This is a genomic window from Macrococcus armenti (assembly GCF_020097135.1).
Taxonomy (GTDB): domain Bacteria; phylum Bacillota; class Bacilli; order Staphylococcales; family Staphylococcaceae; genus Macrococcoides; species Macrococcoides armenti.
This window is the reverse complement of the sequence record NZ_CP083608.1, coordinates 2,169,906-2,185,527: the sequence shown is the minus strand read 5'-3', so window position 1 is coordinate 2,185,527 and position 15,622 is coordinate 2,169,906. Positions and strand designations below refer to the sequence as shown.

The window sequence follows — 15,622 nt, the reverse complement described above, 5'->3', positions numbered from 1 at the left end:
TCATGTGGAGGTAAAGTCAATTATGTGGGAAAACAAGTTTCAAAAAGAGGGTCTAACATTTGATGATGTATTATTAGTGCCGGGACATTCAGAAGTATTACCACACACGGTAGATTTAAGCGTATCTTTATCAGAAAGATTAAACTTAAAGATTCCGGTACTTTCGGCAGGTATGGATACTGTAACTGAAGCAAAAATGGCGATTGCTATGGCACGTCAAGGTGGTTTAGGTGTTATTCATAAAAATATGAGCATCGAGCAGCAGGCAGATGAAGTACAAAAAGTTAAGCGTTCAGAAAATGGTGTCATTACAAATCCATTTTACTTAACACCTGATGAGCAAGTATTTGCAGCAGAACATTTAATGGGTAAATATAGAATTTCAGGTGTGCCGATTGTTAATAGTGAAGAAGAAATGAAACTTGTAGGTATCTTGACGAACCGTGACCTTCGTTTTATTGAAGATTATTCAATTAAAATTTCTGAAGTGATGACAACTGAAGAACTTGTTACTGCACCAGTTGGAACTACTTTAGAACAGGCTGAAAAAATATTACAAAAACATAAAATTGAAAAGTTACCGATTGTTGATAAAACTGGCCATTTAAAAGGATTAATCACAATTAAAGATATCGAGAAAGTCATTGAATTCCCTAATGCTGCAAAAGATGAGCACGGACGTTTATTAGTAGCAGCAGCAGTAGGTATTGCAAAAGACACGATTACACGTGCAACAAAACTTGTTGAAGCAGGAACTGATGCATTAGTTATCGATACAGCACACGGGCACTCTAAAGGTGTATTAGAAATGGTTACTGAACTTAAAAAACATTTCTCTGATGTCACATTAATCGCTGGTAATGTTGCTACAGCTGAAGGGACACGTGCATTAATTGAAGCAGGAGCAGACGTTGTTAAAGTGGGTATTGGACCAGGTTCAATTTGTACGACACGTGTTGTAGCAGGTGTCGGAGTACCTCAAATTACTGCAATTTACGATGCGGCGACAGAAGCAAAGAAACACGGAAAAACAATCATTGCAGATGGTGGTATTAAATTCTCTGGAGATATCGCGAAAGCATTAGCTGCCGGTGGACATGCAGTAATGTTAGGATCATTATTAGCAGGAACGACAGAATCTCCTGGCGACACTGAAATCTTCCAGGGACGTCAGTACAAAGTATATCGTGGTATGGGATCGCTTGGTGCAATGGAAAAAGGTTCTAAAGACCGTTACTTCCAGGAAGACAAAGATGCGAAAAAGTTTGTTCCTGAAGGCATTGAAGGACGTATCGCTTATAAAGGTGCATTACAAGATAGCGTGTATCAGTTAATGGGTGGTCTTAGAAGCGGAATGGGTTATACGGGTTCTAAAGACTTAGAAGCATTACGTGAAGAAGCAATGTTTATTCGCATGACAGGTGCCGGCTTAATCGAAAGTCATCCACATGACGTTCAAATTACGAAAGAATCACCAAACTATTCAATGTAATTATATTTTTATAACTGAAATCATTTATAATAAAAACAACTTATATAAAAGGAGAACAAACTATGGAAATGGCATTAGAACAAGAACTGATTCTCGTTCTCGACTTCGGAAGTCAGTATAACCAGCTTATTACGCGTCGTATTCGTGAAATGGGTGTTTACTCTGAACTTCACGATCATGAAATTTCAATTGAAGAAATTAAAAAGATGAACCCAAAAGGAATTATTCTTTCTGGTGGACCAAACTCAGTATATGAAGAAGGTTCATTCACAGTAGATCCGGAAATCTTTAATCTAGGCGTTCCTGTAATGGGTATTTGTTACGGAATGCAGTTAATGACGAAACTGTTAGGTGGTTCTGTAGAGCGTGCAAATGAACGTGAATACGGTAAAGCAGTCATTAAAGCGGAAACACATTCATTATTCACGAAACTGCCTGAAGAACAGACAGTATGGATGAGTCATAGTGATAAAGTAATTAACTTACCAGAAGGATTTAACGTAATTGCACATTCTCCAAGCTGTAAGTATGCTGCAATCGAAAACCCTGAACGTAATCTTTACGGTGTTCAGTTCCACCCGGAAGTGCGTCATTCTGAGTATGGAAATGACTTATTACGCAACTTTATTCGTGAAATCTGTAAATGTACAGGCGAATGGACAATGGAAAACTTCATCGAAATCGAAATCGAGAAGATTCGTGAAAAAGTTGGAGATAGAAAAGTTATTTGTGCGATGAGCGGTGGGGTTGATTCATCGGTTGTTGCAGTATTGATTCACAAAGCAATTGGTGATCAGTTAACATGTATCTTCGTAGATCATGGTTTACTTCGTAAAGGTGAAGGCGACATGGTTATGAAACAGTTTGGTGAAGGTTTCAACATGAATATTATTCGTGTTGACGCTAAAGAACGTTTCATGAGCAAATTAGCTGGTGTATCAGATCCAGAACAAAAACGTAAAATTATTGGTAATGAATTCGTTTACTTATTTGATGAAGAAGCAGCGAAATTAAAAGATGCTGATTTCTTAGCACAAGGTACGCTTTATACAGATATTATTGAATCAGGTACGAAGACTGCACAAACAATTAAATCTCATCATAACGTTGGTGGATTACCTGAAGACATGCAGTTTGAATTAATCGAACCTGTGAATACATTATTTAAAGACGAAGTACGTGCATTAGGTATTGAATTAGGCATTCCTGAACATTTAGTATGGCGTCAGCCATTCCCGGGTCCTGGACTTGGCATTCGTGTATTAGGAGAGATTACTGAAGAGAAATTAGAAATCGTACGTGAATCAGATGCGATTTTAAGAGAAGTAATTGCTGAAGCGGGATTAGAGCGCGATATTTGGCAATACTTCACGGTATTACCTGATATTCGTTCAGTAGGTGTTATGGGTGATTACAGAACGTATGACTATACAGTAGGTGTGCGTGCTGTTACAAGTATTGACGGTATGACAAGTGACTTTGCCCGTATTGACTGGGAAGTTCTTCAAAAAGTATCAAGCCGTATCGTAAATGAAGTAGACCACGTTAACCGCGTTGTCTATGATATTACATCTAAGCCACCAAGCACGATTGAGTGGGAATAGAAGCGTAAAAATAATAAACCCTTTAACCGAAATGGTTAGAGGGTTGTTTTTGTGTTTGTAAAATTAAAAAATGGGCAAAGTGTGAGAAAGACATTTTATGGTTATAGCTTAAATCTTTAATTTTTTTAATTTTATATCTTGAAGGCCAAACTTAGAAGTAATCATCCTATAACTTTTATCTGTAAAATCTAACCTATGTTCATCAAGTATATTCTCAACTTGATTAATAAGATCATCATAGTCTTTTTACATAAATAAAAACGCAAAACAAAAAGAAGTGAAAACATATCGCCTTTAGAAAGTTCGTCATTTGTTACATTTATATTCGCTTCTCTATTATAAGCATTTATGTATTTTGAAATAATGGGAGGCACAATTTGTAAATCATATAATCTTTCCTCATGGGCACAAACATTTCTAAATGTTTTAATAAAGTTGATAAAAGTCCTCAGGTCTTTTGTAGATAAAGATAGATGATGTCTTCTTTCTCTAACGTAACGATCAGCGAAAAACTCTGCTATATCCTTAGATAAATCATCATCCAAAGATTTATAAAAGTGATAAACATTACCTATAGTTAAGTAGTTTACTAGTACCCACAAAGGTACTTCTTGATGATATGAATCGTCTGATATAAAATTATCAATGGTAAAAAGATTGTTAGAAGGTTATCCATTGAAGCAACGCCAGGAAGTTATGGGATTTATGAAAAGTAATGGCGTGTATAGGATAGATGAAACGATAGACAAGATAAGTAAAGAACTCTATATACTATCAAATAACGCACGTATAGAGCGTAATAGAGAACGTGAACGCAATAAGCTAATTAATAAGTACAAGCGTTCTATGGGGCTTATATGAAGCAGAAAGTAGAAGATATAAAAACGTTTATTAAGTATTACAGTCAATTGAATATAGAAACAACACCATTAGAATTAAATGATAATATAGATACGTTTTTTATTACAAATAATATTGATGATCACTATACAATCAATGAACACATTGATGATATAGCTTATATGAACGAAATATTATATTTAGCTGAAGCGGTTGGAACTGACAAAGAATTTTACATATTCTACTTGATGAGTGAAGGCAGAACACTAGAAGAAGTAGGGAAGGTGTTTAGCTTATCCAGGGGACGTGTAAGACAAGTATATGATGATGTAATAATTAAAATTATAAGTAAGCAATAATGAAGCCTATACATTTAATGTAGGACTTTTTACTATGCACTACCCCCACCATAAAAATTGATGGTAAATATAAAGACTTTGGAAACGGTGATGGGATCGATTGTCCAAAAATATAGATCTCTCACACGTGAGGGGGGACCTACCATTTGCTAGAAAATACTAGAGTCAATAACCTGTCAAAAACGTCTATTTGCTAACAAATACTAACCTATCTGAATGCTATGCTGACTATCCACCTATATGGTGGGTAGTTTTTTATGGTTATAAATTGATTAATGAAATATAATAAATATAATGTGTCTTTAAGCTAGCGAGTCAGCTCACACAAGATTCAACTTTTACTTTTAACCACCGTTAAAACGTTAAGTGACTTTAAGGAGTGTATGCCAATGTTTAATAATAAAATGGTAAAAGAAATTTTTAGAAACTTAGTCTTGTGTAAGTAGGTTTATGAAATGTTTGAGAAGATTGGATTGTTGGCTTAAGTGCATATTAATGTATTAAATAATTATGTCCACACCATGCTGAAACAACGACCTTTTGTAAGTGAGCCTACTAACCAATCTCTAGTTAACCTCTAGAAAGTCTCTAGGAAATTTCTAGAGAAACTAAGGGTTTAATCTAAAGAATAATCAAAAACCTCTAGAAAACCTCTAGAAAACCTCTAGAAAATAAAGGAGTAAATTCAATGAAAAAAGAACTAAAACGAGAAGGGTTTGAAGTTGAATATAAAAAGTCAGAGGATAGACTTCCTAAGTCATTTTGGGAGACATATTCATCATTTTCGAATTCTAAAGGCGGATATGTTTATTTAGGTATTAGTGAAGAAAAGACAGGACTAAAGGTAACTGGAGTAAAAAATATAGAAAAAATATTAAAAGATTTGACTACGCAAGCGAATGATCGTGAATATACTAATTATAACAATATAAAACAAAACAACGTAAAGATATTAAAAGAAGAGCAAATGGAATATATAGAAGTTTATATCCCAGAAGCTCCTATTGATAGTAAACCAGTACACATAAGAGGTAATATAAGTAACTCTTATATTAGAAGGAATGACAGTGATCAACGTATGACTGGAGAAGAAATTAGGAGATATCTACGAGATGCTAATCCAAATAATGACGCCGAGTTAATTAATTTTTTTAATTTAGAGCATTTAGATGTTAAAACAATTAGGAAATATAAAGAATTAATTCAAGACAGAAATGAAGAATTAAATATTTTGGAAATGGATAACTGGGAATTTTTAAAAAAGTACGGTGCGATAGGTATGGATAGAACTACAGGAGAATATAAATTAAAAAAAGGAGCTTTATTGTTCTTTGGTAAAGAAGAGTCTATATTATCAGTGTATCCTAACTATCATTTAGATTATAGGAATAGAATACAAGAAACCTTAGAGACTAGATGGATTGACAGAGTTTCATCTGGAGAAATAAACAATTCAGAAATGAATTTATTCAATTTTTATAATATAGTTTTAGAGAAGTTAGTTAACACCGTACTAGATAACTTCCAATTAAACGAAGATACCAAAAGGAGAGAAAGTGCGAAAAGGGATGTAGAGATTTCTTTAAGAGAAGCGTTAGCTAATGCATTAATTCATGCAGACTACGAAGATAATGTAACGATTAAAATAGAAGCCTTTAAAAACCATTATGTATTTAGTAACCCTGGAGAAATGTTAGTGACAAAAGAAGAGTTCGCTCGAGGTGGAGAAACAAAAGCAAGAAATACGACGATAGTTACGTTATTTAGAAAAGCCGGATACAGCGAAAGAGCCGGGTCTGGTGGGATGAAAATATTTCAAGTAGCTACTCAGAATAAATTTCGTATTCCTGAAATACAAAGTAATGAAGGAAAAACAATCTTAAAGATTTGGAAGATAGATTTGATTGATAGTTATACAGATTTAAGCGAGGAAGAAAAAATAATAATTAGTTACATTGAAAAAAATGGATTTGCTACAATGAAAGAATTACAAGCACTAGAAGGACTAACTGAATATATAGCAAAAACGAGAATAAAAATTTTAATGGAAAAAAATATAGTAGAAAAATATGGAGATAGCAGATCTACTAAATATGGACTACAAAGAGATGGAAGTGAATTGATAGCGAGTTTAGAACATGATATTAGAAATATGCAAAATTATATAGTAGATAAAAATAGATAAAAACAAGAGATGTAAATTATAAATAGCCAAAAAGTAGCCAACTTTTGATAAAAGTAGCGGCACTGTTAAAATGAAATTAAAAGGTATTAAAGCCTTATTTTCTAATTAAAGTTGTATACCTATTTTAAATAAAAATACTTTTTTACTACATTCCTTTTCTTAATGTGGACAAGGTACAAAAAATGGGCAGATTTATAATGCAATGGGCAACACCAGGAAACACAATATAAAATATGACCGCTTCAAACCGTTGATATATAAGGTTTTGAAACTATATGATTTTTCTATTTTTCTTGTTGTCGATTGAGTGGGAATAGAAGCGTAAAAATAAGAAACCATTTAACCGCAATGGTTATGAAGTTACCCCCGAAAGTTAGACTTTTTAGGAATGGAGAAATCCATTCCTCTTTTTTATGCAATTTTTAAATTTACACACTTCTCTCTGAACCCTACAGGGCTTAACCATTCTAGTTTCGATTTAATTCGTTTATTGTTGTAATACCATATATAATCGTTAATTGTTTCTTCAAGCTGTTCATAATTTTCATAAACCTTACCGTAGAATACTTCTTGTTTCAAGATACCGACAAAGCTTTCCATCGGAGAGTTATCCAGACAGTTACCTTTACGGGACATACTTTGAAACATTTTATTTTCTTTCAACTTATTTACATAAGCATTCGTCTTGAATCGCCTACTTTCTTAAGTTAACAATATCTATTCTCATAGAATTTGTCCAATTAAGTGTAGACGATTCATAATTAGAGCATTGAGAATATTTAATGAGAGAATCTAAATTTATAATACAAATAAGAAATAGTGGGAATTAAAAAATATATTCTGAAAGGTTTGTATCAGACAGGACATAATTTTTTAAAATAAAAATCTCTTTTAAACATGGATACAATGATGTTTAAAAGAGACAATTAATTGATTTACTTAGTAAGAGACATAATTAAAATATATGCGATTGTAAAAAAAAGGGCATTAAAGAATGCAAATTTAAAGTTAAAGCGATATTCGTTTTTTGAAAAACGATTGATTAATAAAGCAGTTATATAACTTGCGGCCATACATACGACAAATATCATCAGTCCGAATAATAATATTTCCATATTGCACCTCCTATATAACTATATTATATCAAAGAATACCCTCGTCAATGGCGAGGGTATATATTATTTAATGAACTTCTCATATTTAGTAACATTAAGGTCGTCCATTTTAGCTTTTTTAACAATGTCTGAGATGCTGTAAAGCCCTAAGTTCGCAAAATATTTTTTTAATACATTTTTAGTTGCTGTATCAGTTTTTTGGTTAACGAGTACGTCTGCATAAGTAAGTTCGTGTTCAAGTAACTTAGAGTCATCGTGTAGAGCAATACCGTTTTGATGTATTGTACTTGCATGTGCTTCGTTAATCGATAGTGTTCCAGCTGTGAGGGCTACGATAGCGATGGATTTAAATTTCATTGTCTTTCACTCCTTTTATATTAGTACAAAAATATAGCAGATTATCAAATGTGAACGAGGTTTTATAAAGGATAAGAGATAGTTAATGAGTACAGATGTTTAAAGTAAAGGTTTAAGGGTAAAGTAACTTTACAGTTTATAAAACTGTTTGATAAGTAAAAGTAATTTCAGCCAATCGATAGATTTTTTGAGGAGTGATTGAAATGAACAACTTGATGAAAATTGTTGGAGCATCGGCTATTGCCGTTGGAACGTATTTATGTGCAGAGGCAGTAACAGAAGTTGCGACAGATATGAGTTCAGAAGAGTAATTTTTAGAGGCTATTTGAGCCTCTTTTTAATTTGTTACTCTAGATTTCAAGTGTAAAATTTCTACAAAAATATTAAGATATTTTATTGACAGTAAACGTTATTTATAATAAGATTGATATTGTCTTATTTGGAGGAATACCCAAGTCCGGCTGAAGGGATCGGTCTTGAAAACCGACAGGGGCTTAACGGCTCGCGGGGGTTCGAATCCCTCTTCCTCCGCCATTATTTTGACATTAAAAAACCTTTATATATTGAAAAGAGCTAGGCTTTTGCCTAGCTCTTTTTTTTGTTCACCATAGATGATTTGTAAATAATGTATAAAATAACAAACTAACATATTAAAATTGTTGATAATTATTTAATTTGTTATAATTTTTCAATTATTACATAGAATACAGTATATTTTTATTCTATAATTGAAATGAAAATATTTATTTGGAGGTAATAATTATGAAATGTAACAAATGTAACAGTGTTGTAGGTAGTGAAGATTTATTTTGCGGAGAATGTGGAAATGATCTTAGAGTGCAACGTGCCGAGATGCAAGGAAATGCTGCACCGCAAAATGAAAATAAGACATATGAACCTAAAAAAGAACAAGTTATACATAATACTCAATCAACACCGGAGTCACAACAACAAATGCAGCAAGTGCCTCCTGCACAACAATATCAGCAACAATCAGCTCCAATTATTAATAAAGAACAAGTGAATGAACAATCAAAAGCACTTGTGAATGAAGGGAAAGGATTCTTTCGACAAGCATTCAGTGCACATGATGATGAAATTGCAAATAATCACTTCTTCTCTCTAGCACTAAATGGGATATTAGTAGCTGCAGGTCTTGTTATTATCGGGATATTATTATCAATAGCAACACCTGACGACGTTTCGATGTTAGGGGCTTCTAAAAGTGACGTAGCAATGACATTTGTAATTAGTGGTTTTGTGATAGTTGCATTAGTTTTTACTTTTAAATTCTTACTTTCTAAATTTTTAATTAATCCATCGCTTACATTTGCGAAATCATTCTCTGATTTTGTAGTTGTTAATACTTATAGCGTTTGTGTAATCGTATTTGCGATGTTATTAATCGTTATTGGATCGTATGGGTTCGGGATGATTATACTAACTTTAGGCACGATATTAATTTTATTCTCTCCGGTATATTTCTTTGGAAAGTATTCGTCGCTATATAAAAGTAAGGTACCATCATTCTTAATCGTTGTTATATATGCTGTGTTACTATTGATTTCATTCGGAATTTTTGCCGAAAAAATCGGGAATTCAGTGTTAAGTTCATTTTATTCAATTTTCTAAATGACATGGAGGTTTAAACATGAAATACTGTATAAATTGTGGAAATGAAATAAAACCAGGCCAGAAAGTATGCACAAAATGTGGAACACCGGTTGAACAAAAACAAGTGAATAATGAAGTGCCCGAGCAACAGAAGACAACGCCAGTTCATAATTCATCGCCAGCACCAGCACCACGTAAACCTATGAGTAAGAAGACAAAGATAATGTTAATAAGTGCTTTGGCTGGACTTATATTGTTAATAGGACTATATAAAATTATTGAAAGTCAGTATGATCCAGTTTCAGTTGCAAATAAAGTGTCAGATGCTGTTAAAGATAAAAATGCTGATAAATTAAGCAAGTTAGTAACAAGCAATGGTGAAGATATTGATAAATCTGAAGCAAAGGCATTTATTGATTATTTGTATGATAATGATGAAGCACACCTTTTCATCGAAAATGTAAAAGCGCATACTAAATCAATGAAAGAAACTAAGTATCCAACAGTGACAATATATAATGAATATGAAAATGAGCTTCTTAGAGTTGCACAAGACGGTAAGACTTTAGGCTTATTTCAAAAATATGCATTTAGCATTCCTTCACATCAAATTTCTTTAGATGCAAGAGAGATGAGTAAACTGAAATACAAACTTAAAGGTAAGGAACAAAGTGTAGATTTAGAAAGTGGGAAAAATGTTAAACTTGGGACTTTACCTTTAGGAAATTATAAAATTCCGGCAACTAAAGAGGTTGAAGGTAAGAAATTTGATGGAAATCTTGTAGTAAATATGGGAGACGGCATGACTGTTGAAGAAGAATTTGAATATACTTATTTGCAAATACATGCAGAAAACATATATTCTTTAGATGACAGTACATATAAAATCTTCATAAATGGCAAAGAATTTGAAAATCATGAAGGTAATAACGTGGTCGGGCCATTTGAAATCGGTGAAGAGATAGATGTCCAGGCTAAGGGAACTGCTGACGGAAAAGAATTTGAATCATCGAAAGAAAAAGTTAAAATCGAGAAGACTGAAAATAATGAGAACCAAGAAGTTACAGTAAAATTTGATGATGCATTAATATCTAAATTTAAAAGTGAAAATTATGATAAGCAGATGAAAAAAGAAGAAGAACAACGCGATCGTCGTACAATTGATATACAAGGAGACGAGTTTATCAATGAATATTCGAAAGCAATTCATATCGATGAATTCAAAGGTGTTAAAGTTGGTATGACGAAAGAGGAAGTAGAGGACTTGCTAGGTGAAGATTCTAGTTATATAGACTCAAGTAAGGAAAACATGAAAGCTTATGGCAATATGGGTATAGAATATGACGATAAAGAAAAGGTCAAGCGTATCCTTATTGTGCCAGATTCTTGGGAGACTTGGGATTTAGAAAATATCGAAGAGTTTTTCGGAAAACCTAAACATACAGAAAAAAATAAAGACGGGGAAACTGTATATTACATTGATGGTACAAGAGGAAATAACTTCGTATTTGTTATTGTAATGAAAGATGAAGAAACAATTAAATATTTAACTCAAAAACCTGAAGAAGCAAATGATCCTTGGGTAAATTAATCTTAATAGAGTGATGCTAGAATAAATATTTTCTAGCATCACTTTATTTATATTTTATTAATTTTGTAAACCTTTTCATAAAGCCTTTACATACTTGTATAGACAGAGTACAATGTAAGCATAATATGAAAAAGGAGTTGACCAATTTGGCAGTCAACAGACAAGATGTTAAAGACATTATTGCAGCTATAGGTGGTAAAGAGAACGTTAATGCAGCCACGCATTGTGTTACAAGATTAAGATTAGTATTGAAAGATGATAGTAAAGTCGACAAAGAAGCGTTAGATAAAATTGGATTAGTTAAAGGTTCGTTTGCAGCTAATAATCAGTTCCAGATAGTAATCGGGCCTGGTACTGTAGATGAGGCGTATAAAGTATTTGTAGATGAAACAAATGTCGGGGAAAGCTCTAAAGAAGATGTTAAAGCAGCAGCAGCAGACAAGATGAGTCCATTACAACGTTTGATTAAAACGTTAGGGGATGTATTCATTCCTTTATTACCTGCAATCGTTACAGCTGGTTTATTATTAGGATTATCAAACTTATTATTAGAATCTGGTGCGATTTTCAAAGGGAAAGCAGTTGTAGATGTATATCCTCAAATTAAAGGGATTGCAGAAATTATTAAATTAATTGCTGTAACACCGTTCCACTTCCTGCCGGCTTTAATTGGTTGGAGTGCAATGCGTGTGTTTGGGGGCAGCCCAATCCTCGGTTTAGTTTTAGGTTTAGTATTAGTTAATCCGGCATTAGCTTCTCAATATGGATTAGCAGATGCAAAGACTGGTAAACTTGTGGAAATTCCAACTTGGGATGTATTTGGTTTAAAGGTTCAGCAATTAAACTATGCAGCGCAAGTGTTACCAATTCTAATTGCTACTTGGTGTTTAGCACAAGTTGAGCGTTTCTTAAATAAACGTGTTCACGACTCGATTAAGATGTTAGTCGTAGGTCCGGTTGCATTATTATTAGTAGGGTTCTTATCATTTGTAATTATTGGTCCGGTTGCATTCTGGTTAGGTAACCTAATTACTGGCGCTATTCAGTTTATCTTCGTGCAAGCTGGATGGTTAGGTGGATTAATTTACGGATTAGTTTATGCTCCGCTTGTAATCACGGGATTACATCATATGTTCTTAGCGGTAGACTTCCAGCTAATGAGTTCTAATTTAAATGGTACCTACTTATGGCCAATTTTAGCAATCTCTAATATTTCTCAAGGATCTGCAGCGTTTGCAGCATGGTTCTTATATAAACGTAAGAAAATGGTTAAAGAACAAGGTTTAGCATTTACTTCAGGTATTTCTGGATGGTTAGGTGTAACAGAGCCTGCAATGTTTGGGGTCAACATCCCGCTGAAATATCCATTTATCGCGGCAGTGCTCACTACAGGGCTTGTTGGTGCATTATTTGGATCACAGCAATTATTAGGTAAAGTGGGTGTCGGTGGTGTACCGGGTATTATGAGTATTAATAGTGGTTTCAAAGGTACTTTCTTAATTGGTATGCTTATCGCGATAGTATTACCGATGATTTTAACATTAGTATTCTCAAACTTTGCTAAGAAGAAAATGGGCGAAGATGTGGTAGAGCCTATCGTTACTGACAAAAAATTGTAAAACAAATTAAACCGAACAACTTGTAAATACATGTTGTTCGGTTTAAACTCATATTATACTAAATGTTAGGAGTTTTATAATGGCTGTAACTGATTGGAGAAAGTCTGTTGTTTATCAAATTTACCCTAAGTCATTTAATGATACGACCGGAAGCGGTCAAGGCGACATTAATGGCATTATAGAAAAGTTAGATTACTTAAAAACTTTAGGTGTGGATTACTTATGGCTTACACCTGTGTATCGTTCTCCAATGAATGATAATGGATATGACATTAGTGATTATTATGAAATTAATCCTGACTTCGGTACTAAAGCAGACTTCAGACGATTGCTGGACGAAGCGCACCGCCGTGGAATAAAAATTATGTCTGATATTGTTATTAATCATACGTCTACGCATCATAACTGGTTTGTTGAATCTCGTAAATCTAAAGATAATCCATATCGAGACTACTATATATGGAAAGATGGAGATAACGGTGCACCACCAACAAACTGGGAATCTAAGTTTGGTGGTAATGCATGGCAATATGATGAAGCGACTGGCCAATATTACTTGAGATTATTTGATGTAACACAAGCAGATTTAAACTGGGAGAATGACAAGCTGCGTAAAGAAATTTACGATATGATTAACTACTGGATAGATTTCGGTATGGATGGTTTCAGATTTGATGTTATTAACTTAATATCTAAAGGTAAATATAAAAACTCTGACAAAATCGGTAAAGAATTTTATACAGATGGACCGCGTGTGCATGAATTTCTTCATGAATTAAACCGTAATACATTCGGCAATATTCCCGGGTTTATGACGGTTGGAGAAATGAGTTCTACGACGCTTGAACATTGTGTTAAATATACGCACCCTGATAGACAGGAATTAAGTAGTGTGTTTAACTTCCATCATCTTAAAGTGGATTACAAAGAGGGTGAGAAGTGGACAAAGATGCCTTATAACTTTGTTGAACTAAAGGGAATTTTATTTAAATGGCAAAAAGGTATTGCAGCAGGTGGTGGATGGAATGCGATCTTCTGGTGTAATCATGATCAACCGCGTGTTGTAAGTCGTTTCGGAAATGATACTACAGAAGAACTACGTGTTCAATCGGGCAAGATGCTTGCAATTACACTACATTTACTTCAGGGAACACCTTACATTTATCAAGGTGAAGAGATTGGTATGACAAACTTATACTTTAATCGAATTGAAGATTATCGTGATGTAGAATCATTGAATGCATTTGAGATTATGAAGGATAACGGCTATTCTGAAAGTGAAATAATCGCGATACTCCAAGATAAATCGAGAGATAATTCAAGATCTCCTGTACAGTGGGATGGCACGAAAAATGCTGGGTTTACAGATGGAACACCATGGATTAATGTTGCTTCAAACTACGAAACAATCAATGTGGAAAAAGCTTTAAAAGATATAAATTCAATCTTTTATACTTACCAAAAACTGATAAAATTAAGACATGAACAAGATATTATTACTTATGGAGAAGTGAAACCTTTATTAGAAGAGGATAAGCAAATCTTTGCTTATGAAAGAATATTAGATGGCAATACGTTGCTTGTTATTGCTAACTTTAGTGATACTCAAGCTGAGCTACCAGCTACATTCGATTTAGATGGAGAAGTAATGATACAAAACGATGGAGAAATCTGCCATCATTTAAAACCATATCAAGCGTTCGCCATTCTTCGATAATTGTTTTCCCTAATCTGAATATACTTTTAGATATAGAGGTGAAAAAATTGAATAGCAACAAGTATAGAAAGATATACCAGGAACTGAGTGGAAAAATTATTAACGGTGAATACAAAGAAGGTTCTCAATTACCATCTGAAAACTTGCTCGTAAAACATTATGGTGTTTCCCGAGAAACAGTAAGAAAAGCATTAAGTTTACTTCAGACGAATGGATATATTCAAAAATTAAAAGGTAAAGGATCAATCGTTATTTATAATCAATCGATGAATTTCCCTGTATCTAAACTCATTAGTTTTGAGGAAATTAAACATTCATTGAATATGGACTATGAAACGGTAGTGGAATCATTTGAAACTGTGGTGGCGGCTGACTATACATCTGTACAGGAAGCGCTAAGTTTAGAAGGTGATACAGAATTATACCGTGTCGTACGTAGCCGCAGAGAAAAAGGCAGAGTGAATATTATAGATACCGATTATTTCATCAAGTCTATGATGCCTGCTTTGAATGAAGAAATTGCTGGCCAATCGATTTATGATTATATTGAGCGCCGTCTTGGACTGAAGATTTCATATTCGAACAAAGCGATCACGTTCGAGCCCATGACTGAATTTGATCTAGAGTTGTTTGAAGAAACGATGCCACCTTATGCGGCTGTCGTAAGATCAGTCGTTCATCTTGAGGATGCAACAGCGTTTCAATACAATGTTTCAAAGCATAGAGCGAGCGAATTTAAGTTTGTAGACTTCTCACGCCGTACAACTCAAAAATAGATTGCTTAAAAGGTTGCATTAAGTATTATAAATATAGTATTATTAATGTTGCCGTGCTAAGTGGGGAGGTAGCGGTTCCTTGTACTTACAATCCGCTTAGGTAAGACCTAATTCCTTTGCAGAGGGTATTAAGTTGTGAGGTCTGACCTGAACACGTAGTGTTGAGAGAGCGGTCCTAGCCAATATAAACCCATGAATCATGTCAGGTCCGGAAGGAAGCAGCATTAAGTGGTCATTTGTATGTGACTGGGGTAGCCGTTTTTGAGCTGTCGATTCAGGTAACGCTTGTGCTTTTTATTCGAAGCAAAGGTGCACGGTTTTAATTGAAATTAATGATATTTTTATAGATATGA

At 33.8% G+C, this 15,622-nt stretch carries 13 protein-coding genes, 1 tRNA gene, 1 other RNA gene and 1 pseudogene; 12 read left to right on the top strand and 4 right to left on the bottom strand.

From position 1 onward, the window contains the following. The first annotated feature begins 22 nt into the window (after nt 1-22). Both guaB and guaA read left to right on the top strand, forming a co-directional pair. Entirely contained in the window at nt 23-1,492 is a 1,470-nt protein-coding gene (gene guaB, locus LAU42_RS11670; RefSeq protein ID WP_224183692.1) for an IMP dehydrogenase, read from the top strand. A gap of 62 nt (nt 1,493-1,554) precedes the next feature. After that, nucleotides 1,555-3,096 (top strand): glutamine-hydrolyzing GMP synthase, encoded by a 1,542-nt coding sequence (gene guaA / locus LAU42_RS11665; protein ID WP_224183691.1) that lies wholly within the window; start codon nt 1,555-1,557, stop codon nt 3,094-3,096. A gap of 188 nt (nt 3,097-3,284) precedes the next feature. On the opposite strand, the gene LAU42_RS11660 is transcribed toward guaA, so the two are convergent. After that, nucleotides 3,285-3,731: an Abi family protein gene (locus LAU42_RS11660; protein WP_224184815.1), complete on the bottom strand. Its 447-nt coding sequence runs from the start codon at nt 3,729-3,731 to the stop codon at nt 3,285-3,287. A gap of 10 nt (nt 3,732-3,741) precedes the next feature. Here LAU42_RS11660 and LAU42_RS11655 point away from each other — a divergent pair, with 10 nt between their 5' ends. From LAU42_RS11655 to LAU42_RS11645, 3 genes are all read left to right on the top strand, one after another. Continuing rightward, complete coding sequence (locus LAU42_RS11655) at nt 3,742-3,957, top strand: hypothetical protein (protein WP_224183690.1); 216 nt, start codon at nt 3,742-3,744, stop codon at nt 3,955-3,957. Then, nucleotides 3,954-4,295: a sigma factor-like helix-turn-helix DNA-binding protein gene (locus LAU42_RS11650; protein ID WP_224183689.1), complete on the top strand. Its 342-nt coding sequence runs from the start codon at nt 3,954-3,956 to the stop codon at nt 4,293-4,295. The genes LAU42_RS11655 and LAU42_RS11650 overlap by 4 nt, the downstream gene beginning before the upstream one ends. Nucleotides 4,296-4,983: 688 nt before the next feature. Beyond that, complete coding sequence (locus tag LAU42_RS11645; protein ID WP_224183688.1) at nt 4,984-6,480, top strand: RNA/DNA-binding domain-containing protein; 1,497 nt, start codon at nt 4,984-4,986, stop codon at nt 6,478-6,480. A gap of 411 nt (nt 6,481-6,891) precedes the next feature. Here the strand turns inward: LAU42_RS11645 and LAU42_RS11640 are convergent. The 3 genes and pseudogenes from LAU42_RS11640 to spn all read right to left on the bottom strand — a co-directional run. After that, a pseudogene (locus LAU42_RS11640) lies at nt 6,892-7,158 on the bottom strand (transposase); the annotation flags it as partial. Nucleotides 7,159-7,415: 257 nt separating this feature from the next. Further along, nucleotides 7,416-7,595, bottom strand: coding sequence for a hypothetical protein (locus LAU42_RS11635; protein ID WP_224183687.1), 180 nt, complete (start codon nt 7,593-7,595; stop codon nt 7,416-7,418). Between the two features lie 63 nt (nt 7,596-7,658). Then, nucleotides 7,659-7,952, bottom strand: coding sequence for an SPIN family peroxidase inhibitor (spn, locus tag LAU42_RS11630; protein WP_224183686.1), 294 nt, complete (start codon nt 7,950-7,952; stop codon nt 7,659-7,661). Between the two features lie 441 nt (nt 7,953-8,393). Between spn and LAU42_RS11625 the strand changes: the two genes are divergently transcribed. From LAU42_RS11625 to ffs, 7 genes are all read left to right on the top strand, one after another. Then, nucleotides 8,394-8,486, top strand: a tRNA-Ser gene (locus tag LAU42_RS11625). Between the two features lie 228 nt (nt 8,487-8,714). Beyond that, the gene (locus LAU42_RS11620) at nt 8,715-9,584 is read left to right on the top strand and encodes a cell division FtsX domain-containing protein (protein ID WP_224183685.1); all 870 of its coding nucleotides are present in this window, start codon (nt 8,715-8,717) and stop codon (nt 9,582-9,584) included. A 19-nt stretch (nt 9,585-9,603) separates the two neighbouring features. After that, entirely contained in the window at nt 9,604-11,157 is a 1,554-nt protein-coding gene (locus LAU42_RS11615) for a TcaA second domain-containing protein (RefSeq protein ID WP_224183684.1), read from the top strand. Between the two features lie 146 nt (nt 11,158-11,303). Continuing rightward, nucleotides 11,304-12,776 carry a PTS system trehalose-specific EIIBC component gene (gene treP, locus LAU42_RS11610; protein WP_224183683.1) on the top strand — a complete coding sequence of 491 codons (1,473 nt, stop codon included), beginning with the start codon at nt 11,304-11,306 and terminating at the stop codon, nt 12,774-12,776. A 79-nt stretch (nt 12,777-12,855) separates the two neighbouring features. Next, on the top strand, nt 12,856-14,493 hold the full coding sequence (gene treC, locus LAU42_RS11605) for an alpha,alpha-phosphotrehalase (protein WP_224183682.1): 1,638 nt from the start codon (nt 12,856-12,858) through the stop codon (nt 14,491-14,493). 47 nt (nt 14,494-14,540) lie between these two features. Beyond that, nucleotides 14,541-15,269, top strand: a complete 729-nt coding sequence (treR, locus tag LAU42_RS11600; RefSeq protein WP_224183681.1) for a trehalose operon repressor — start codon at nt 14,541-14,543, stop codon at nt 15,267-15,269. 51 nt (nt 15,270-15,320) lie between these two features. Further along, nucleotides 15,321-15,586, top strand: an RNA gene (gene ffs / locus LAU42_RS11595) — signal recognition particle sRNA large type. The last annotated feature ends 36 nt before the right edge of the window (nt 15,587-15,622 follow it).